The following is a 19,612-nucleotide window of genomic DNA, read 5'->3' on the forward strand; positions in this document are numbered from 1 at the left end:
GGCAAGGCCTTAGAGGCACGCCTCCAGATAGGCCTGATCGAAGCCGAATTGACGCGCTTTTTCAAGCGTATAGGGGCGCAGGCCCGATGAACGGAACTCGCCCATGATCTTGCCGTCCTCGCTCTCGTCGAGATATTCGAACTTGAACAGGTTCTGAGTCACGATCACGTCGCCTTCCATCCCGATCACCTCGGTGATGTCAGTGGTGCGGCGCGAACCGTCGCGCAGGCGCTTGACCTGGACGATCAAGTCGACCGATTCCGCGATCTGGCGCGAAATGGCTTCCTTGGGGATCTTGATGTCGCCCATCAGGATCATGTTTTCCATACGGCCAAGGCATTCGCGCGGGCTGTTGGCGTGAAGCGTACACATCGATCCGTCGTGGCCGGTGTTCATCGCGGCGAGAAGGTCGAAACATTCCGCGCCGCGAATTTCGCCCAGGATGATCCGGTCGGGACGCATACGCAGGGCGTTCTTGACGAGGTCGCCGATCGTGATCGCGCCCTGGCCTTCGAGGTTGGGCGGACGCGTTTCGAGCGGGAGCCAGTGCGGCTGCTGCAGGCGAAGTTCGGCCGCGTCCTCGATGGTGAGAACGCGCTCGCCCGGGTCGATCATCTTCGACAGGGCGTTGAGCATGGTGGTCTTACCCGAACCGGTACCGCCCGAGATGACGATGTTCATCCGGCACGCGCCCGCGATCTTGAGCGCGGTGCACATCTTCTCGCTCATCGAACCGAATTCCTTGAGCATGTCGAGGGTGATCGGTTTCTCGGAGAACTTACGAATGGAGATCGCGGTGCCGCGCAGCGAGAGCGGCGGCACGATCACGTTGACACGCGAGCCGTCCTTCAGGCGGGCGTCGGCGAGCGGGGTGGTCTGATCGACGCGGCGGCCGACCTGGTTCACGATCCGCTGGGCGATCTGGAACAGGTGCTGTTCGTCGCGGAACCGGATCGGGGCAATGACCAGCTTGCCCTTCTTTTCGATATAGGTCTGGTCGGGGCCGTTGACCATGATGTCCGAAACATCGGGGTCGTTGAGCAATTCCTCAAGCGGACCGAAACCGAGCAATTCGTCGATCAGCACCTTTTCGAGCGCGAATTGCTCGCGCCGGTTCAGCGTGACCTTGAGCTCGGCCAGCACTTCCATGATGATCGGGCGGAATTCCTCGGACAACTCGTCCTTGGTCAGGGTCGCTGCGGCCTCGGGGTCGACGCGTTCGAGCAGGCGGGGAAGCACCTGTTCCTTGATCTTGTGGACGCTGGCCTCGAAGCCGCCAGCCTCTGCCTCGGCGGCGTTGGTCGCGTTCATCCGCTCGGTCAGGCGATCCATCGCGCTGGCGGTGTCCTTGCCCTGGGGCTTGCTGGCCGCCGGTGCCGGAGCCGGCTTGGGCGCATCGGCGCCGTCATCGGAGCCGGGCAGGGGCGGGAACTGCTCGCCGCCTTCGCCTGAATCGGCTTTCGCGTTGCCGCCCTTCATCGGCCGGGCCACGCCGAATGCGGGTTTCGCGCCCGGCCTCATCCCGCCTGCGCCCCCCTTTTTGCCGAATGCGCTCATTACAAAGCCCCCAAGGGTTCTAACATCACCATTGCGACTGCACTCGCGGTGTTTTCGCCAATGCCGTCTCTCGAAATTTGGTGAATAATTCGGAAACCTTATTTTTTTCTAAAGTTCTGCGCAGTTTGGCGCTGCGGGTGTGGCGGGGAAATTGCAGGGGGCGCAAACCGCCTTTGCACCCGCGCAGAGCCGCAAAGCTGCGGAACGCCATGCCGCCCGGCTTGACGCTGTGAATTGGCTAGTGCTCTGCTATCGCTTCCCTCGGTAATTCGACCTAGGGCTCGCCCGGGAAAGCGGTGCCGGAATGCGGGCAAAAGCCAGATGGGCAGAGCCTGCGACTGTTGCCCGATGATCGCTGCACCGAGGAGGACAAGGGGCTGGCATGAAAGGTGAATTGCGAATGGATGCCGCCGGGCCCCGATCCTCGACCTGGACGCCGATGGCGATGGCAGCATTCGCGGCGCTGGCGATAGGTCTCACCGCCGGGCTGCAACTGTTCTACACCCATGTCTATTCGGTCCACACCGACCTTGCCGGGATCCTGCTGTCGAGCAGCCTGGCGCTCGAACTGGGCGAGGCGTTCAGCGATTATATCGCCTATTTCCCGCCAGCCGAACAGGCGTGGTTCAGCCTGCCCGTGCTCATGAGCCAGTGGACCGGGCTACGCCTCGATCTTGCTTCCATGATGCTGACGGGCGCTTCGCTGCTGTTCTCGGTGGGCTTTGCCTATCACATCAGGCGCCGGACGGTCGGGGCCGGCATCGGCTTCATGGCCGGATCGCTCGCGCTGCTGATCATCGTGCCGATCCTCTACAAGAACGTGGTCGGCCTGCGCGAGCACATGGTGGTGCTCGGGCTGTGGCCCTATCTCGTCCTGCGCGTGTCGGACCCGGAAGGCCGCGTGATCGGCTGGAAAACGCGCGCCCTTCTCGGTCTGTGGATGGGCGCGACCTTGTCGCTCAAATATCTCTACAGCCTCGTCGTCCTGCTGGTCGAACTGGTCGATGCGGCGGTCCAGCGGCACGTGTGGCTATTGTTTCGGATCGAGAACCTGATCGCCGGGGGTATCGTGGGGACCTATGTCCTGTTCTGGTTGATCCTCGACCCCGCCCAGCGCGAGGTCATGGCGGCGGTCGTCAGCGCAATTGACGCCAATCTCGCCGGACCGATCGTTAGCCTCAAGCAGGCGGCGATCCACGCCTCGCTGGCGATTTTCTACCTGCTGCTCGCTTATTTCTACAAGCTGCCCCTGCGGACCAGTCTCATCGGCCTCGCGCTGGTCTCAGGAGCGGTGATCGCGGCCTGGATCCAGGCGCGCTGGTACAGCCATCACCTCTTTCCGATCACCGTCGCCTACATGGCGTGGCTTTGGATGATCCATCGCGAAATCAAGCTCTTGTGGATCATCGCCCTGTGCGTGCTCTTCGTCCGGCCGCTCGCGGGGGAGTTCCGCAACACCGCACCTTATCAGATTTCGGTCAACGAGCTGACCGAGGCGATGCAAGGCTCGGGCCTTTCGGTCGAGGGCAAGAAAGTCGGCCTTCTCGCGATGCATCCGTCGCCCTTCAACCAGTTCCTTGCCAGCCATGGAGCGCAGCGCTGGATCACCAGCATGAACAATTCCTACGTCGCCTCGGCGCTCAAGCCGCTCGATGTCCCGGCCAATGACGGCAAGCTGGCGCCGGCGATCACGCTGGATGAACCGGGCAGGGCGATGCTCCACGACGCGATGCTGGTCCTGTGGGAAGACATGCCGCCCGAGGTCCTGATCCTCGATCACAGCACAAGCTGGCCGCTGCGCCATGTCGAGGTCGAATGGGAGCGCGTCTTTGCCGAGGACGAACGGTTCCAGGCCATTCTTTCGCAATACCGCCCGGTGTTCGAACACGAGGGCGAATGGGTCGCCTTCACCTATCTCGTGCGCAAGGACGCGGCAGACCCCGCGCGCTGACGGCTAGGCCATCATCGGCCAGTCGAGCGGTTCGCCGCGCTTGAGATCGCGCGCCGCCTTGCGACCGAGGATCTCGGGCATGTGTCTTGGCGCAAGACCCTGTCCGGGCCGGATCGACCGGACATTGTGCGCGCTCAGCGGCTCGCCGGCGGCGATATCCTCGACGACATAAAGCGAGCGGCGGAACTGCACCGAGGCGCTTTCGCTGCCCTGGAGGTCATAGGTCGCCTCGCCGAGCGAGCGCCAGGCGCGCTTGCAATCCTCGACCAGCGCCGTGAATTCCTGAGGTTCGAGGCTGAAGGCGCTGTCGGGCCCGCCATCTGCGCGGCGCAGCGTGCAATGCTTTTCGACCACGCATCCGCCCAGGGCGATCGATGCGACCGCGACCGCCGAACCGAATGTGTGGTCCGAAAGCCCCGAGACAACTCCGAAACGCTCGGCGAGGTCAGGAACGGTGCGCACGTTCGATTGCTCGTCGGGCGCGGGATAGGAGCTGACGCAATGGAGCAGCACGATTTCCTCGCAGCCATTTTCTCGCGCGGTCCGCACCGCTTCGCCGATCTCCTCGAGATTGGCCATGCCGGTCGAGATGATCATCGGCTTGCCCTTCGAGGCGACATAGGCGACCAGCGGCAGGTCCACCGCTTCGAACGAGGCAATCTTGTAGGCCGGCGCGTCCAGTTCCTCGAGCATGTCGACCGCGCTGTGATCGAAGGGCGAGGAGAACAGGGTGACGCCCAGTTCGCGGGCGCGGCGGAACAGCGGTTCGTGCCACTCAAACGGGGTCTGCGCCTCGCCATAGAGGTCGTAGAGCGTGCGTCCGTCCCATAGCCCGCCTTCGACCGTGAAGCCGGGTCCGTCATGATCGATGGTGATCGTGTCGGCGGTATAGCTCTGCATCTTGATCGCATCGGCACCGGTCGCGGCGGCGGCTTCGAGCAGCGCCATCGCGCGATCGAGGCTGCCATTGTGGTTCCCCGACAATTCGCAGATCACATAGGGTTCGTGGGCCTTGCCGATCTTGCGCCCGGCAATCGCGATCTCGGGTGCGCCCCCTGGGTCACGGCTCATGCCGCGAGATCCTTCAGCTGGTGCCCGGCGAGCCTTTCGCGCCTCCCGGACCGGATGAGGTCGAGCGCGGAGCCGAACCCGCAATTCATCAGCAGGTCGATCACGCTCATGTGGCTGGTGAAGACATCCTGGCGCTGCGGGTAAATCGGGTGGGCGTAATTGTGGTAATAGAGCGCGACGTCCGATCGGGCGAAGGCGCCGCTCGGCCGGTCGGCCTCGATATAGGCGGCGCTGCCTTGCGCTGCGAGATAGGTGTCCGCGCCGATAGCCCGGCAGATCGCCAGCAGGCGCGCGTCCTTGGCGCCGGAAATCCCTGCAAGCGCGGAGCTTTGCACGAATTGGGTTTCGATCCCGATCCGTTCGCTCACCGTGCGGATAAAAGCCATGTTGAGCGCGCCGATCGTCACGTGATCGGCATTTAGCCATTCCTCGACCATGGCGAAGACCGGCTCGAAAAAGGGCGCCTTGGCATAAGCGTGGCGGATCGAGGCGAGGTGCGTACGGCGCCATTTGGGCGCGGGGTCGATCGCGGTGTTGGCAAAGGTGCAGACCGCGTTCTGGCTGTGCCCTATCAGCGGGACGGTCAGGAAGGTCTCGCCGTTCTGCGTCAGGATGCGGTTGCGCACCGCCCAGCTGCGCTTGAGCACTTGCGCGTCATCGAAGAAGACAAAGCTGTCGACCCGGTCGATCAGGTCGAAATAGCCGATCCAGGGCAGGAAGGTCGGCTGCATGATCGCGGCAATCATGGCGCGTTCACCGCTACAGGGGCGAGCAATGCATTCTGCAGATCGTTCTGAACTTCCACGAATTTCTCACCCTTGGCGTAGGTTTCCCAGGCGCCGGTCACGAAGCGGTTCCCGCGATGCGCCGCGAGCGCGTCACGCAACTCCTTCAGCCTAGTAATTGTACCTAGTGAATGAAACAACCAGCGCGGCTTGAACGATTGGTGCAATTGCGGCCCGATCGACAGCGCGCCATCGAACCCTTCGAGCAGGGTATGAATCTCTCGCTTGAGCGCGGCCTCGTCGCACTTCTCGACGCATTCGGCGGTCAGCAGCACCGATCCGGCGCTTTTATAGACATAGACGCGAAAGACGCTGCCCCTGGCGGTGAAGTTCTGGACATAGAACGGCACCGGGCCGCTCCAGTGCGCAGAGAAGGTGTAAGTGGCGAACTTGCGCACGGGACCGCGCGGTGCCGCGATGCCGAGCGGCTTGAACAGCGGGATCGGGCTGGCCGCCCACACGACGATGTCCTGCGCGCATTCTTCGCCGAGCATCCGCTTGGCAGTGGCGAAATGGCTGTCATGGACGCGCACGCCGATCTTCGCGAGCGCTTCGCGGCATTGTGCGAATAGCCTGTCGAAGCCGCCAACCGGCAGGCTCGCTCTGGCATTCGAGGTGTAGCCCCATAGCTTGCGCGGAATGCCGAAGACCTCGTTGGCGAGATCGTCACTGCGCTTGGCCTCGGCAAGCGTTTCGAGCGGGGCCCCTGCGGGAAAGACGCGGTTGATCGCCATGGGCAGCGCGGCGCTTTCGTGCAGGTCGTCTGCCTCGCATCCGGTATGCCAGCGGACATAGCGTTCCAGCGGTTCGGCGATCTCGCCCGAATAGCTGGCAAGGCGATCCCCGAGGGTCTCGCCTTCGGGCGCTGTGAGAGCGATATCCTTGGCCGGCAGGGAAGGGCCGCCGAAGTCGTCGAGATAGGTCAGCCCGTCCGCGCCCGTGCTGACCGAGCCGAAGCGGTTTTCGAAATCGGCAAATTCGGCGCCATGTTCTTCGAGGAGGGTGCGGATCGGATCGCCTTCGGGGCCGAAATAGATGCAGCCCTCGCGCATTTCGCGGCCATCGACGATATCGGGCTGCGCGATGCCTCCGAGCCGGTCGAGCCGTTCGTAAAGTTCGATGTCGCGCGCGCCCATACAATGGGCCTGGAACGCGGCGAGAATGCCGGTCAGTCCGCCCCCGACAATCCGCACGCGGGATTCGAGAGGGGCATAGCCGCGCCCCCCGAACGAGGCCGGAAATGACAGGTTACGATCGTGCTTTTCACCGCGCATTCCCCCGGCCTACGTAGAAGCCGCAAAGAATTGGTTAACTACGTTTCCGCTTTAGGCCCTAGCGCGATCAGGCCGGCCCCGTTCAGCCGTTCAGCTTGCGCGGCGCGATGTCGCTGGCATGGACATAGATCGTGAATTCGAAGGGAAGCGCGCCGGGCCGGATCGCGTAATCGTGGCGCAGGGTCACGCTCGGCGAAAGCTCTTCCTTGCAGAACCGGAATGCCTCGAGCGGGTCCTCGTAATAGAGCCCGTCATCGAAATAATCGACGAACCGGCTCAGCATGTTGAACGCGTAACCCTGCCGCGCCTGCGCCATCAGCCTGCGCGAGACCGCTTCGAAAAAGCCGCGATTGTCGCTCATTGCGTTGTTGAACACGCCGCTGAGCAGGACGAAATCGAACTGCTCGTCGGACGGGTCGCTGAGCACGTCGCGCACCTCGAACCGCCCGTCAGGATGGGTCTCTCGGGCCAGTGCGATCGCTTCGGGAGAGATGTCGTAGCCGACATATTCGCCCTCGAACCCGATCACGCGCTTGAGAACGCTGAGCATCTGGCCGGTCCCGCAGCCGAAATCGAGCACCTTGCTGTCCTTGCGCACCCCGATCTCGCACAGCACTTCCATGCGTTTTTCCTGGGTCGCCCGGTCGGCATATTGCGCGCCCTCGGCGCTGTCGCCGTGGCGGGTGACGAGCTCGCCGTAATGCTTTGCAAGCGCGGCGATATCGGTTCGGAAATCAGCGGTCATTTCGGGGCCCTGTAGCCTTGAGGATTGCGCGCGCGGCACGGGCGCTGGGATCGGGAACGAATGCGTCCTTCATGCGGCCCGCCATCCGCTCGCGCAGGGTGTCGTCGGTGAGAAAACACTCGAGCAGTTTCGCTAGGTCGCCATCGCTGACTTTATCGGCAAGGCCGAGGTCATAGACAAGCCCGGCTGCGGCAAAGTCCTGCGTCTCGCCGTCCTGGCCTTCGTTTTGGGCGATCGCAGCAGCGGGAAGGCCCATGAAGGCGGCTTCGTATTTGATCAGCCCGCCACCGGTGATGGCGGCATCGGCCCAGAGCAATTGCTCGGACAGGTCGGGCTGGCGGGGCAGCGCCTCGCTGCCATCGGCAAAGGCCGCGAGGCCGGGCGCGAGCTTTTCCGGCTCGGCAGAGATCGTGCGCACCTGGACATCGCCCGCGATCGTGCCGAGCACGCGCAGGAGCCGCGCGGTTATTCCCTTGGGATCGCTCCCCCCGACCGCGACGAGCAGCTTTCTGACCCGTCCCTTGCGCGCGCGTGTCATGCTGCGCACGCGGGTTTCGACCAGCTTCCGCCGCGTGAGCAGGTAGTTCGGGCCGAGCAGCAGCGCGGGGCCTTCGGGATAGCCGAGCGAGGGCGCTTCCCAGGTGAAATTGAGGATCGCGTCGCAGGGATAGGCATGAAGCGCGCGAAAATCGTCGATCACCACCAGAGCGCTGCCGAGCGCATCGAGCTGGGCGAGGTAATCCGCGTCAGCCCGGTAGCTGTCGAGAACGATGCAATCCGCATCGCGCCCGCCCAGCTCATCGCGCGCAGCCTTGCTGCCGAGCGGCGCGGACAGGCCGGCGCATTCAAACCCCGCCTCGCCAAGCTGGTCCCGGGCCGCCGGGTCGAACATGCCGACAAACACGCTTTCGACGTCCGACAAGGCAAAAGCTTCGGCCAGAGCGATGCAGCGGCTGAGATGGCCGAAACCGGTGTCGGCCGTCGCATCGCAGCGAAACAGCGTTTTCACCGCCCGCTCTCCCGCGTGGCGGCGAAAAGCCGTTCGGCCATGGCCCAGTCTTCGGGCCGGTCGATATCGATCGCGCGGCTTGCAGGCATTTCGACAAAGCGGCTGCGTTCGCCGAACACCGGGCGGCCCTCGCACCACGCCTCGCGCGTGCCCCAGTAGAATTGCCCTGCATCGTGAAAGACCGGCGGCAGGTCCTGCGTGCGGGTCGAGCGATGTTCGGGCTGGAGCAGCGAGGGGCTGCCATTATCGCCGCGCACGAAGCCGCGCTGGGGCGGGTGACCGTAACGCAATGCGGGAAAGGCGAAATCGCAATCGGGCGAAAGCTGCTCGCGCGCCGCGCGCAGGTCGTCAGCGGTGATGAAGGCCGCGGTGGCATAGATGCAGCACACCGCCTCGACCGGCCATCCGAGCTCGTGCGCCTGCTTTATGGAATGGACCACCACCTCGCTGGTCGTGGCGTGATCATCCGACAGGTCGGCAGGGCGCATGAACGGCACCTCGGCGCCGCAATCGCGGGCGACCTGCGCGATTTCCTCGTCATCGGTCGAGACCATGACATGTTCGAACAACCCGCTTTCAAGCGCCGCGGCAATCGGCCAGGCGATCATCGGCTTGCCGCAGAATTCGCGGATGTTCTTGCGCGGGATGCGCTTGCTTCCGCCGCGCGCGGGGATGATCGCGACATTCATGCCGACACCGCTTTGGCGACCTCGTCGATAACGCGCTGCTGCTGTTCGGGCGTGATCGCCGGGAAAATCGGCAGGCTGATCGCCTCGTCGTAATAGCTTTCCGCCTCAGGGCAATGACCGGGAGAGAAGCCGAGCCGCCGGTAATAGGGCTGGAGATAGACCGGCATGTAATGAAGGTTCACTCCGATGCCCGATGCGCGCAAGTGGTCGAACACCGCGCGATGGCGATCGGCAGGCACGCGGATGACATAAAGGTGCCATGCCGAACCCGCGTCGCGGTGCTGCGTAGGGGTGGTAACCCCGATCGCGGCAAAGCCTTCTTCATAGACGCGCGCGATTTCCCGGCGCCGCTCGATGAACTGGGCGAGCCTGTCCATCTGGCTGAGGCCCAGCGCTGCGTTGATGTCGGTCATCCGGTAATTGAAGCCGAGGCGCTGTTGTTCGTAATACCAGCCGGGGGGATCACCTTCCTCGAGCAGGGCCGGGTCGCGGGTGATGCCGTGGCTGCGGTCGAGCCGCATGGCTTCGGCCAGCGCATCCGAATTGGTGACCGCCATTCCGCCTTCGCCGGTGGTCACGATCTTTACCGGGTGAAAGCTGAACACGGTGATGTCGCTATATTCGCAGGCGCCGACCGGCTTGCCGGCAAAAGAGCCTCCGATCGCGTGGCTCGCATCCTCGATGATGCGCACGCCGTGCTTGCTCGCCGCAGCGTGGATCGCCGCCATGTCGCAGGATTGTCCTGTGAGGTGAACCGGGATCACGACTTTTGGCAGCGTGCCTTCGCCAGCCGCCTTGTCGAGCATCTCGGCAAGTCGGGCAGGGCACATGTTCCAGGTGTCGGGATCGACATCGACGAAATCGACATCGGCTCCGCAATACAGCGCCGCATTCGAGCTGGCGACGAATGTGAGCGGACTGGTCCATACGCGGTCGCCTTTGCCCACGCCGAGGGCGAGGCAGGCGATGTGCAGGGCGCTGGTCGCGCTGTTGACCGCGACCGCGTGGCTCGCGCCGCACATTGCGGCCACGCGCTCTTCGAATGCCGGGACGACCGGGCCCTGGGTCAGGAAATCGGACTTCAGGACGTCGAGGACAGCGGCGATATCGGCATCGCTGATCGACTGGCGTCCGTAGGGAATGAAGTCCGCCATGCCGGTTCGCCGCCTCAGACGCTGTGGTTGGGATCGACGTGCTGGCGGATCAGCGCGCGCAATTGCTCGACATCGAGGAAATCGGGATTGGTGCCGCTGTTATAGGCGAAACCCGGCTCGACCGGCTTGCCGCCGCGCTTGGCCATGTAGTCCTCGACATATTGGTCGCCGGTGCTCGGCAGGATCGCGTAATAGGGGCCGAGATCGACGGTGTTGAGGCTGTCACTGGTGGTGATCATCTCCTCGTGGATCTTCTCGCCCGGGCGGATGCCGACGATCTTGATCTCGCATTCCGGTCCGATCGCCTCGGCGACATCGGTGATGCGATAGCTCGGGATCTTGGGCACGAAAATCTCGCCCCCGATCGCGTTTTCGAGCGCCCAGAGCACCATTTCGACGCCTTCGGCAAGGCTGATGTTGAATCGCGTCATGGTCGGATCGGTGATGGGGAACACGCCCGAGGCACGCTTGGCGAGGAAGAAGGGCACCACCGAACCACGGCTGCCGATCACGTTGCCATAGCGCACCACCGACAGTTTCAGGTCGCGCGCGCCGCGGATGTTGTTGGCAGCGGTGAAGATCTTGTCCGAACACAGCTTGGTCGCGCCGTAGAGATTGATCGGCGCGGCGGCCTTGTCGGTCGACAGCGCGACCACGTTCGAAACATTGGTGTCGAGGCAGGATTCGATCACGTTCTGCGCGCCCAGCACATTGGTCTTGATCGCCTCGAACGGGTTGTATTCGGCAGCCGGCACCTGCTTGAGCGCGGCGGCATGGACGACGATGTCGATCCCTTCCATCGCGCGCCGCAACCGGTCGGCATCGCGGATATCGCCAAGGAAATAGCGCAGGGCGGGATAGTCCTGCGGCGCAAATTCCTGGCTCATCTCGAACTGCTTGAGCTCGTCTCGCGAATAGATGACGAGGCGACGCACGCCGGGGTATTTGTCGAGCACCGTGCGAACGAAGGCACGGCCGAACGACCCGGTGCCACCGGTCACGAGAATGCTTTTGTTATCCAGCAAGGGTCCTGGCTCCTTTTTGCAGGTTCGCGTATCGCGCAATCACGAGAACCCCGCTGATAAGGAACGCCGCGAGGAATGACACCGCCGTAGCGAGCATGATCCCCCGAATTCCCATGCTTTGCGCCCACAGGATACTCAAACCGATATTGAGCCCTATTGCTAGCGCACTGAAAGCAGACATCATCTCAATTCGCTTGTCATAATGGAGGAATTTCATGTTGTGCATGAAGAATCCCTGCAGGACGATCGCCAGCATGATGTATTTGAGCAGCGGGATCGCCGTGTGGAAGGCCTCGCCAAGGATGATCGGCGCGAACAGGACCGCGAAGAAATAGAACGAGGCCGCGGCCAGCGCCGCCAGCACGAAATAGAGCGCCGAGACCGAGACGACTTCCTGCATCCCATCCTCTGCCGCCGCCTTGAGCTTGCGGAACAGCCACGGCGTCCACGCCATGACAAAGCTGTAATTGACCATCCAGAACGCCGAGGCAAACAGCGCGGCGACACCATACATCGCGCTCGCCTCGATCCCGAGAAAGTGCGCGGCGACCACCTTGTCGGTGGTGCCGACCACCATCACCACCGCTCCGGCAGGCCAGTAGACCAGCCCGAACGAGGCGATGTTGCGGTAGAAACTGCGCTTGGGCACGCGGAACAGGCTCGGCAGGGTGAAGCCGAGCGAACGCAGCGAATAGGCCGCCGCGATGGCCATGCCCAGCATCCGTCCCAGCACCACGCCGCGCCAGTCCCAACCCGATGTCAGGAAGGCGACGATGAACGCCATCGAAAGCCCCGCCTGGATGACCTGGGTGAGCAGGAATTGCTTGCGCCGGTTGTGGAACTGCTGGAGCGCGAGGACCATGTAGAAGACTTCGTAGAGGAGCGCGGCGATGACGATGCTCACCAGCCAGGCCTTGGGGAACTTGGTCGCGGTCTCGATGAAATCGCCGAACACCATGGTCGCCAGCGATACGAACACCGCCAGCGCGACCATCACCAGCAGGGCGGTGTGCGTGAACTGGTCGAGCTGTTTCTGATCGAAATCGAGAAACCGCATCCGGATCGCGTCCTGCGTGGTCAACCCGACGATCGGTCGCATAAAGGTCGCATAGGTGACGAACAGGACCCACACCCCGTATCCGGTCGGATCAAGCATGCGGGTGAGGATCGGCGCCAGCAGAAGCGGCACGAGCGCCTCGATGCTGTTGGCAAAACCATAGAAGAGCGATTGCAGCGCCAGGAACTTCTTGGCGTTCAACCTGAATACGTTTCGAAACATCTAAGGCCTTACTGCGGTTACCCCCAAGGCACTCGCTCGGTGCCAGTGCTTGATAGTTTGTAAACCCAAATTGTTAATGATTGCCTGAGATAAGCTTGGCCATGCCCGATCGCTAAGCCGGTCGGATCGAAGCAACCGGATATCTGCAAAGGTAGTCACACTTGGCTTTCAAAGCGGTGAAACTCGACCCCATTGCCGCCCCGGCTCGACCCGCGCGGGGCAGCGCGGGCGAGGTGGTGGACGCGCAGATCGCGAATGGCGCTGCCTGCGAAGACGCGCCTGCGCCCGAGGCAGCGCGTGACGCGCGCCCGGAGAGCTACGACCTCGCCACCGCGATCCGGGTCGTGCAGGAGATGGAGACATCCCATGGCCGGGCCGCGGTCTATGAAGAGATTAAGGCCAAGAACCGCGTCTATGCGTTCGTTGACAGGCTCTATATCCTCGCCGGGGCCCGGCTGTTCCAACCGCTGATCCTGTTTGCCTACATGATCAAGTGCGTGGTCTCGCTCGGACCTTTTGCAAGAGATGGCGCCAAAGCGGTGGCGATTGCCAACTTTCCCAACGAGCACAAGACGATCGAGCGGCTCGCAGCGCTCGTTCCCGGGGTCGCGATCAACCGCATGAGCATTGCGCGTAGTCACATATTCGCACCCGGACAGCTTGCCGGCATGCTTGCCATGCTGAAAGCAGCGCCGCGCATCTGGTCATTCCTGCGTGTCCTCGTGCGCCGGCACAGCTTCATGCCCGCCGCGCGCATCGCCAGCACGCTTGCCTTCTATATGCGATTTGCGCGCATGTTTGCCGAAAGCCCTGCGCTGAAGGCCGCGCTCGTCGCCAGCAATTACAGCCCCGAGGCGGTCGGCATGGCCGCCGCCGCACATCGCCATGGCCGCCGCGTCATCTATTCCAACCATGCGCCCGTTCCGGCAAACGGAACCGTCGTCCCGCCCGTGCTCGCCGATTGCGCGATGTTCCATGGCGAGGAGACCTTGCAGACCTATCGCCGCCGCTCGCGCTGCGGTGCCGAGGTCGGCTATATCGGCCAGCCGGGCACTGCGCGCGCAATGGAATGGCGCGACACGCTCGACACGATTGGCATCTTCCTCACCTCGGGCACCAAGGCCGACGTGTTGCAAAGCCTGATCGCATCGATCCGACTCGATCTTCCGGCAGCGCGGATCATCGTGCGACAACATCCGGTGACGCTTCTCAAGACCGATTTCGCCGGGATCGGGGTCGACGACCCGCTCACCGAACTCACCATCGGCAACCCGCTCGATGACGAGATCGCCGCGTGCGACATGGTGGTGTGCGGCAATAGCGGCGTGGCGATGAACGTGCTGAGCGGCGGCCGGCCGGTCGCCTATCTGTCCAGCCTCGACGGGATCAAGTTCGACGCCAACGGCTTTGTCGCGAGCCGGCTGGTGCTTTCGGTGCCGTGGTGGACCGACGACATCTACGACCGGCTCAAGGGTTTCTACCAGGCACCCGGCTGGCGCGGCGTGATGCGCAGCTATGACGCGTCCTATGGCGCGGACATCGATGCGCTCAAGCGCGCGGCCGCCGAGGTGATGATGCGGCATTTGCAGCCCCGCGACAACGTTACGGGCTCCATTGTCCAGCCTGCCGAGGCACTTCGCGCCGGGTGATTTCGCCTTTGGGGTTTCCAAGCAGGGTCCGATTGCATACGGGCCGCGCATGACACCATCAGAACGCAGCGGGCTCGCCTATGCCGTCACCGGATTCGCGCTGCTGTCCTGCGGCGATGCGGTGGTCAAGAGCATGGCGGGCGACTGGCCGGCCCATGCGGTCGCCGCATTGCGGTTCTCGATCGGCGCGCTGGTCCTGTCGGCATTGCTTTATCGCAGCGAGGGGGCAGGGGCATTCCGTCCGAAAAGCTGGCCACTGCAGATCGCGCGCGGCGCGTGTTTGGCGCTCGCCTCGGTGTGTTTCTTCTCCGCGCTCTACATCATGCCCATGGCCGAAGCGATGGCGATCGGGTTTCTCGCTCCGGTCCTCACCCAGCTGCTCGCCGGGCCGATCCTGGGAGAAAAGGTGCGCGCCAAGGTCTATCTGGTGTCGATCGTCGCGCTGGTCGGGGTGGCGATGATCCTGCGACCCAATCTGGCGCTGCTCGGATGGAGCGCCCTGCTGCCGCTGGTTTCGGCGATCTTCTTCGCGCTGCTGATGATCGCCAACCGCGCGAGTGCGGGGCAGGGCAGCGCGCTTTCGATGCAGGTCTTCGTGGCTGCCCTGTGCGCGCCGATCCTGATCGCGCTGGCGGCGACAGCAAAGCTTTCCGGCATCGAGGCGCTGGATTTCGGCTGGCCGGACTGGGATGTGGTCGTGCGCTGCGCGATCGTCGCGGGGACGGCCTCGAGCGCCCACTGGCTTGCCTATATCGGCACCAGCCGTGCGGGCGCGGCCCAGGTCGCTCCGGCCATCTATGTCCAGATGCTGGTGGTGGTGGCGCTCGGCTGGGCGTTCTTCGACGAGGTCCCCGACCTTTATACCCTTGCAGGCGCGGGACTGATCATCGCGGCGGGCCTTGCGCTGTGGCGCGACGGATTGCGACCGGCACGCGCACCGGGCAAAGCGGGGGCTGCCCCCATGACGGGACGCGACAGGGCGCCTATCAACGATTAGACAACCTCAGCGCGGCTAAGGCTCGCGCGCGGGCGACAAGGAAGACGACAAGACCATGTGCGGCATTATCGGCATCGTAAGCGCTTCGAACGTAGCGGACCGTCTGGTCGACGGCCTCAAGCGGATGGAATATCGCGGCTATGACAGCGCCGGTATCTGCACGCTCGACAAGGGCACGCTGGTGCGCCGCCGGGCCGAGGGAAAGCTGATCAACCTCGTCGGGGTGCTTGAACGCGAACCGGCCAAAGGCACAGTGGGGATCGCGCATACGCGCTGGGCCACGCATGGCGCGCCTACCGCCAGCAACGCCCACCCGCACGCGACCGACCGGGTCGCGATCGTGCACAACGGCATCATCGAGAATTTCAAGGAACTGCGCGCCGAACTGGCCGAGGCCGGACGCACATTCGAAAGCGAGACCGATAGCGAAGTCGTTGCCCACATGGTCAGCGCGCAGATCGAGGCGGGCGCCGATCCGCTCGAAGCGGTCGCCGACGTTCTGCCGCGGCTGCGTGGAGCCTTCGCGCTCGCAATCGCCTTTCGCGACCATCCCGAATTGCTGATCGGCGCGCGGCGCGGTTCTCCGCTGGTGGTGGGCTATGGCGAAGGCGAGATGTTCCTCGGCTCCGACGCGCTCGCGCTCGCCCCGCTGACCCAGCGGATCGCCTATCTCGAGGAAGGCGACTGGGTCGCGATCGACCGCGAAAGCGCGCGCATATTCGACGAAGCGGGCGAGCCGGTCGAACGCGCGGTCCAGGCCTCGGGCGCGTCGGCCGCCGCGGTCGAGAAGGGCAATTACCGTCACTTCATGCAAAAGGAGATCTACGAGCAGCCTACCGTGGTGGCTCAGACGCTCGGCTCCTATTTGCGCCGCGAGAACAATTCGGTGGCGCTGCCGCAATTCGATTTCGACCTGTCGGGGGTGAAGCGGCTGACTATCGTCGCCTGCGGCACCTCGTTCTATGCCGGCATGGTCGCCAAATACTGGTTCGAACAGTTTGCCCGCGTCCCGGTCGATATCGATGTCGCGTCCGAATTCCGCTACCGCGAGCCGGTGCTCGAGGAAGGCGGGCTGGCACTGTTCATTTCGCAGAGCGGGGAAACCGCCGACACGCTCGCCGCGCTTCGCCATTGCAAGGCCGAAGGGCAGACCATCGCGGTGGTCGTCAACGTCCCCACCAGCTCGATGGCGCGCGAGGCGGACCTGCTGCTTCCCACCCATGCCGGCCCCGAGATCGGGGTTGCCTCGACCAAGGCATTCACTTGCCAGCTCGCCGTCCTCGCAGCGCTCGCCGCGCACATGGCGGTGACCAAGGGGCTGATGAGCCGCGAACAGGAAATCGACGTGGTCGGCCACCTGCTCGAAGCGCCCGCCTGCCTCAATGCAGCACTCGATCACGACGACGACATCGCGGCCATGGCGCACCTGATCGCCCCGGCCCGCGACGTGCTTTACCTGGGGCGCGGACAGGACTATCCGCTCGCGCTCGAAGGGGCGTTGAAACTCAAGGAAATCAGCTACATCCATGCCGAAGGCTATGCCAGCGGCGAGATGAAGCACGGGCCGATCGCACTGATCGACGACGATGTGCCGGTGGTGGTGATTGCCCCTTCTGGGCCGTTGTTCGAAAAGACCGTGTCGAACATGGAAGAGGTGCGCGCGCGCGGCGGCAAGGTCGTCCTGATCTCCGATGCCAAGGGGCTGGCTGATGCGGGCGAGGGCTGCATGGCGACAATCGAGATGCCCGAAGTCCACCCGCTGATCGCGCCGCTGGTCTATGCGATACCGGTGCAATTGCTCGCTTACCACGTCGCCGTGGTGAAGGGCACGGACGTGGATCAGCCGCGCAATCTGGCCAAATCGGTTACCGTCGAATAAACACGATATTTCAGTGGCTTACCCCTCGGTAAGCGCCACGAAAAAGCGCGCGAACCTTTACTTGCGGATAACCTTTCGGGGTTAATGCTCCCTAGGTGAGCGAAAATGAGATGAAATCCGCGCGCGCGATCGCGAGGGAGCTGCCGATGTCGGCCGTTCTCGGACTGTCGGACAGGGGCGATTTCGACTGGAGCCGGCTGCGCGGTCTCCAGCGCGCCGGGCTGAGCGAATTGTCGTTCGGCCGAGCTTATGGCCAGGCGCTTTTCGCGGTCCTGGTTTTCCAGATGTATCTCGACAGCGTCGGTCTCGTCGCGCTGGTCATGTGGGTCGGCCTTCTGGCCGCCTCGCACACGCGCGGCGTCATGATCGATCGGCGGCTGAGCGATGCCGACAGGCGCAAGGTTTCGTCCAGCGAACACTTCGAACACATCCTCTCCCCGGTTCTGACCGGGTGCCTGTGGGCGGCCGCATTGCTGCTGTTCGCGCCGCTCGGAACGCCCGACGAGGCGATGGCCCTGCTGGTCCTGGCCATCCTGCTGGTCGCAGGCGCGGTGTTTTTCCAGCTCACCACCCCGCTCAACATCATCGTGTTCAACACCATCGTGCTGATCGGCGCGATTCTGCAGCAATCGGCTACGGGCCACCTGTTCGCAGCCGGCGGGCTCCTGTTGTTCGGGATCGCCGCCAATCTCGGTGCGATCGAGGTAGCCCGGCTGCACCTGGCCGCGCGGATCACCCAGGACAAGCTGTCCGAAAAGGAACAGGTCGTCTCGCTGCTGCTGCGCGAATTCGAGGAGAACGAGGCCGACTGGCTGTGGGAGGTCGATACTCATCGCCGCGTGCGTTCGGTCTCGCCGCGCTTCGCTTACGCGCTTGGCATGGCCGATCGCGAAGCCGAGGGACGTCCCCTGCTCGAACTGATCGCCGGGAAGGGCTGGGAGACGGGCAATTTCCCCGCCAGCCTGCACGACCTTTCCGAACGACTCCGCGCGCGCGAGAATTTCTCCGACCTGACCGTCCAGGTGACGATCAAGGGCGAGGAGCGCTGGTGGGCGCTATCGGGCTCGCCGATCCGCGATGAACGCGGCCGGTTCGTGGGTTTCCGCGGCGTCGGCTCGGACGTGACCGAACAGCGCCAGACCTCGGAAAAGATCGCCTACCTTGCGCGGTACGACACGCTCACCTCGCTTCCCAACCGGTTGATGCTGACCGAGGCGCTGGGCGATGCGCTCGAATATTCGCGGCAATGGCGCACGCGCTGTGCGCTGCTGATGGTCGATCTCGACCGGTTCAAGGCGGTCAACGATTCGCTCGGCCACATGACCGGCGACAAGCTGCTGGCGCAGGTCTCGGCGCGGTTGCAGAACCTGACCGGCGACAACTCGATGGTCGGGCGCCTGGGCGGAGACGAATTCGCGATCGTCATCCGCGATGCGAGCAATCCCGATTTCATCCACATGCTCGCCGCACAATTGATCGAGCAATTGTCCGAACCCTACCAGGTCGACGAACACACGCTCTATGTCGGAGCCAGCGTCGGCTCCGCGATCGGGCCGCGCGACGGCAAGACGGTCGAGGAATTGATGCGCAATGCCGACCTTGCGCTCTACCGTGCCAAGGATGCCGGCGGGGGCGAGCATTGCCGTTTCGAGCCCATGCTCCACGCCTCGGCAGAGGAACGCCGCAAGCTCGAGGCGAGCCTGCGCAAGGCGCTGGGGCTGGATGAATTCGTGCTCCACTACCAGCCGGTGGTCGATTCGCGCACCGAGAACGTCGTCAGTTTCGAGGCGCTGGTGCGCTGGAACAGCTCGGACCATGGCTTTGTCAGCCCGGGCAAGTTCATCCCGCTCGCAGAGGACACGCGACTGATCGTCCCGATCGGCAAATGGGTCCTGCGCGAGGCCTGCATGGAAGCGCGCAACTGGCCCGAGAACATCAAGGTCAATGTCAACGTCTCGCCCGAGCAATTGCTCGAGCCAGATTTCCACCAGGACGTGGTCGATTGCCTCGCGATGAGCGGCCTTCGCCCCGAACGGCTCGAGATCGAGGTCACCGAGAGCATCTTCCTGCGCGATGCCAGCATCGCCCGCAATGCGCTAGAACAGGCGATGGCGCTGGGCTGCTCGATCGCGCTCGACGATTTCGGCACCGGCTATTCCTCGCTCGGCTATCTGCGCAAGCTCAGCTTTTCGACGATCAAGGTCGACCGGACCTTCGTCCAGGGCGCGGCGCAGGGCAGCAATGAAAGCCTCGCTATCATCAATGCGGTCGTGGCCATGGCCAAGAGCATGAACATGTCGACCACCGCCGAAGGGGTCGAGGACAGCGAAGAGGCCGAAATGGTCCGCGATCTGGGCTGCGACAAGATCCAGGGCTATTATTTCGGACGCCCGATGTCGCGCGAGGACGCACTGGACTTGTTCAAGAACGATCCTTCGCTGGCTCACAAGCGCCTGCGCGCATGACTTTCATGGCGGGCCGCGTGCAGCGGTCCGGGCGGGGAGACGATCACCTCGCCAGAAGGTCTGAAAAATGGAATTTCGGACCC

The 19,612-nt window shown here is 63.7% G+C and carries 15 protein-coding genes; 5 read left to right on the forward strand and 10 right to left on the reverse strand.

Annotated features, from left to right (window positions below; all coding sequences use genetic code 11):
- Positions 1-9: 9 nt before the first annotated feature.
- Positions 10-1,557: a CpaF family protein gene (locus ACKTSM_RS05855; RefSeq protein ID WP_407876186.1), complete on the reverse strand. Its 1,548-nt coding sequence runs from the start codon at positions 1,555-1,557 to the stop codon at positions 10-12.
- Positions 1,558-1,939: 382 nt separating this feature from the next.
- Between ACKTSM_RS05855 and ACKTSM_RS05860 the strand changes: the two genes are divergently transcribed.
- Positions 1,940-3,508: a hypothetical protein gene (locus ACKTSM_RS05860; protein ID WP_407876187.1), complete on the forward strand. Its 1,569-nt coding sequence runs from the start codon at positions 1,940-1,942 to the stop codon at positions 3,506-3,508.
- Between the two features lie 3 nt (positions 3,509-3,511).
- Here ACKTSM_RS05860 and pseI read toward each other — a convergent pair whose 3' ends face one another.
- The 9 genes from pseI to ACKTSM_RS05905 all read right to left on the reverse strand — a co-directional run bounded on the left by pseI (position 3,512) and on the right by ACKTSM_RS05905 (position 12,518).
- A complete protein-coding gene (pseI, locus tag ACKTSM_RS05865; RefSeq protein ID WP_407876188.1) occupies positions 3,512-4,579 on the reverse strand; it encodes a pseudaminic acid synthase in 1,068 nt (355 codons plus the stop codon).
- Positions 4,576-5,325, reverse strand: a complete 750-nt coding sequence (locus ACKTSM_RS05870) for a WbqC family protein (RefSeq protein ID WP_407876189.1) — start codon at positions 5,323-5,325, stop codon at positions 4,576-4,578. Before ACKTSM_RS05870 ends, pseI begins: the two co-directional genes overlap by 4 nt.
- Positions 5,322-6,638: an NAD(P)-binding protein gene (locus tag ACKTSM_RS05875; protein WP_407876190.1), complete on the reverse strand. Its 1,317-nt coding sequence runs from the start codon at positions 6,636-6,638 to the stop codon at positions 5,322-5,324. The genes ACKTSM_RS05870 and ACKTSM_RS05875 overlap by 4 nt, the downstream gene beginning before the upstream one ends.
- Before the next feature lie 82 nt (positions 6,639-6,720).
- Complete coding sequence (locus ACKTSM_RS05880) at positions 6,721-7,383, reverse strand: class I SAM-dependent methyltransferase (RefSeq protein ID WP_407876191.1); 663 nt, start codon at positions 7,381-7,383, stop codon at positions 6,721-6,723.
- Complete coding sequence (locus ACKTSM_RS05885) at positions 7,373-8,392, reverse strand: PseG/SpsG family protein (RefSeq protein ID WP_407876192.1); 1,020 nt, start codon at positions 8,390-8,392, stop codon at positions 7,373-7,375. The genes ACKTSM_RS05880 and ACKTSM_RS05885 overlap by 11 nt, the downstream gene beginning before the upstream one ends.
- Positions 8,389-9,081, reverse strand: coding sequence for a pseudaminic acid cytidylyltransferase (gene pseF, locus ACKTSM_RS05890; protein ID WP_407876193.1), 693 nt, complete (start codon positions 9,079-9,081; stop codon positions 8,389-8,391). The genes ACKTSM_RS05885 and pseF overlap by 4 nt, the downstream gene beginning before the upstream one ends.
- Positions 9,078-10,235 carry a UDP-4-amino-4,6-dideoxy-N-acetyl-beta-L-altrosamine transaminase gene (pseC, locus tag ACKTSM_RS05895; RefSeq protein WP_407876194.1) on the reverse strand — a complete coding sequence of 386 codons (1,158 nt, stop codon included), beginning with the start codon at positions 10,233-10,235 and terminating at the stop codon, positions 9,078-9,080. The genes pseF and pseC overlap by 4 nt, the downstream gene beginning before the upstream one ends.
- 14 nt (positions 10,236-10,249) lie before the next feature.
- Positions 10,250-11,260 (reverse strand): UDP-N-acetylglucosamine 4,6-dehydratase (inverting), encoded by a 1,011-nt coding sequence (pseB, locus tag ACKTSM_RS05900; protein WP_407876195.1) that lies wholly within the window; start codon positions 11,258-11,260, stop codon positions 10,250-10,252.
- Positions 11,250-12,518: a lipopolysaccharide biosynthesis protein gene (locus tag ACKTSM_RS05905; protein WP_407876196.1), complete on the reverse strand. Its 1,269-nt coding sequence runs from the start codon at positions 12,516-12,518 to the stop codon at positions 11,250-11,252. The genes pseB and ACKTSM_RS05905 overlap by 11 nt, the downstream gene beginning before the upstream one ends.
- 182 nt (positions 12,519-12,700) lie before the next feature.
- Here ACKTSM_RS05905 and ACKTSM_RS05910 point away from each other — a divergent pair, with 182 nt between their 5' ends.
- The 4 genes from ACKTSM_RS05910 (at position 12,701) to ACKTSM_RS05925 (ending at position 19,529) form a co-directional block, all read left to right on the forward strand.
- Positions 12,701-14,188 (forward strand): hypothetical protein, encoded by a 1,488-nt coding sequence (locus ACKTSM_RS05910; RefSeq protein ID WP_407876197.1) that lies wholly within the window; start codon positions 12,701-12,703, stop codon positions 14,186-14,188.
- A 49-nt stretch (positions 14,189-14,237) separates the two neighbouring features.
- Positions 14,238-15,185, forward strand: a complete 948-nt coding sequence (locus ACKTSM_RS05915) for a DMT family transporter (protein WP_407876198.1) — start codon at positions 14,238-14,240, stop codon at positions 15,183-15,185.
- Between the two features lie 55 nt (positions 15,186-15,240).
- Positions 15,241-17,064: a glutamine--fructose-6-phosphate transaminase (isomerizing) gene (gene glmS, locus ACKTSM_RS05920; protein ID WP_407876199.1), complete on the forward strand. Its 1,824-nt coding sequence runs from the start codon at positions 15,241-15,243 to the stop codon at positions 17,062-17,064.
- A 146-nt stretch (positions 17,065-17,210) separates the two neighbouring features.
- On the forward strand, positions 17,211-19,529 hold the full coding sequence (locus tag ACKTSM_RS05925) for a putative bifunctional diguanylate cyclase/phosphodiesterase (RefSeq protein WP_407876200.1): 2,319 nt from the start codon (positions 17,211-17,213) through the stop codon (positions 19,527-19,529).
- Positions 19,530-19,612 lie beyond the last annotated feature (83 nt).

The sequence above is a fragment of the Qipengyuania nanhaisediminis genome, assembly GCF_045862805.1.
Taxonomy (GTDB): domain Bacteria; phylum Pseudomonadota; class Alphaproteobacteria; order Sphingomonadales; family Sphingomonadaceae; genus Erythrobacter; species Erythrobacter nanhaisediminis_A.

Coding starts and splice junctions, on each gene's coding strand:
- ACKTSM_RS05855 (WP_407876186.1), bottom strand. CDS start 1,557: ATGAGCGCATTCGGCAAAAAGGGGGGCGCAGGCGGGATGAGGCCGGGC.
- pseC (WP_407876194.1), bottom strand. CDS start 10,235: ATGGCGGACTTCATTCCCTACGGACGCCAGTCGATCAGCGATGCCGAT.
- glmS (WP_407876199.1), top strand. CDS start 15,241: ATGTGCGGCATTATCGGCATCGTAAGCGCTTCGAACGTAGCGGACCGT.
- ACKTSM_RS05870 (WP_407876189.1), bottom strand. CDS start 5,325: ATGATTGCCGCGATCATGCAGCCGACCTTCCTGCCCTGGATCGGCTAT.
- ACKTSM_RS05860 (WP_407876187.1), top strand. CDS start 1,940: ATGAAAGGTGAATTGCGAATGGATGCCGCCGGGCCCCGATCCTCGACC.
- ACKTSM_RS05925 (WP_407876200.1), top strand. CDS start 17,211: ATGTCGGCCGTTCTCGGACTGTCGGACAGGGGCGATTTCGACTGGAGC.
- pseI (WP_407876188.1), bottom strand. CDS start 4,579: ATGAGCCGTGACCCAGGGGGCGCACCCGAGATCGCGATTGCCGGGCGC.
- ACKTSM_RS05915 (WP_407876198.1), top strand. CDS start 14,238: ATGACACCATCAGAACGCAGCGGGCTCGCCTATGCCGTCACCGGATTC.
- pseF (WP_407876193.1), bottom strand. CDS start 9,081: ATGAATGTCGCGATCATCCCCGCGCGCGGCGGAAGCAAGCGCATCCCG.
- ACKTSM_RS05880 (WP_407876191.1), bottom strand. CDS start 7,383: ATGACCGCTGATTTCCGAACCGATATCGCCGCGCTTGCAAAGCATTAC.
- ACKTSM_RS05875 (WP_407876190.1), bottom strand. CDS start 6,638: ATGCGCGGTGAAAAGCACGATCGTAACCTGTCATTTCCGGCCTCGTTC.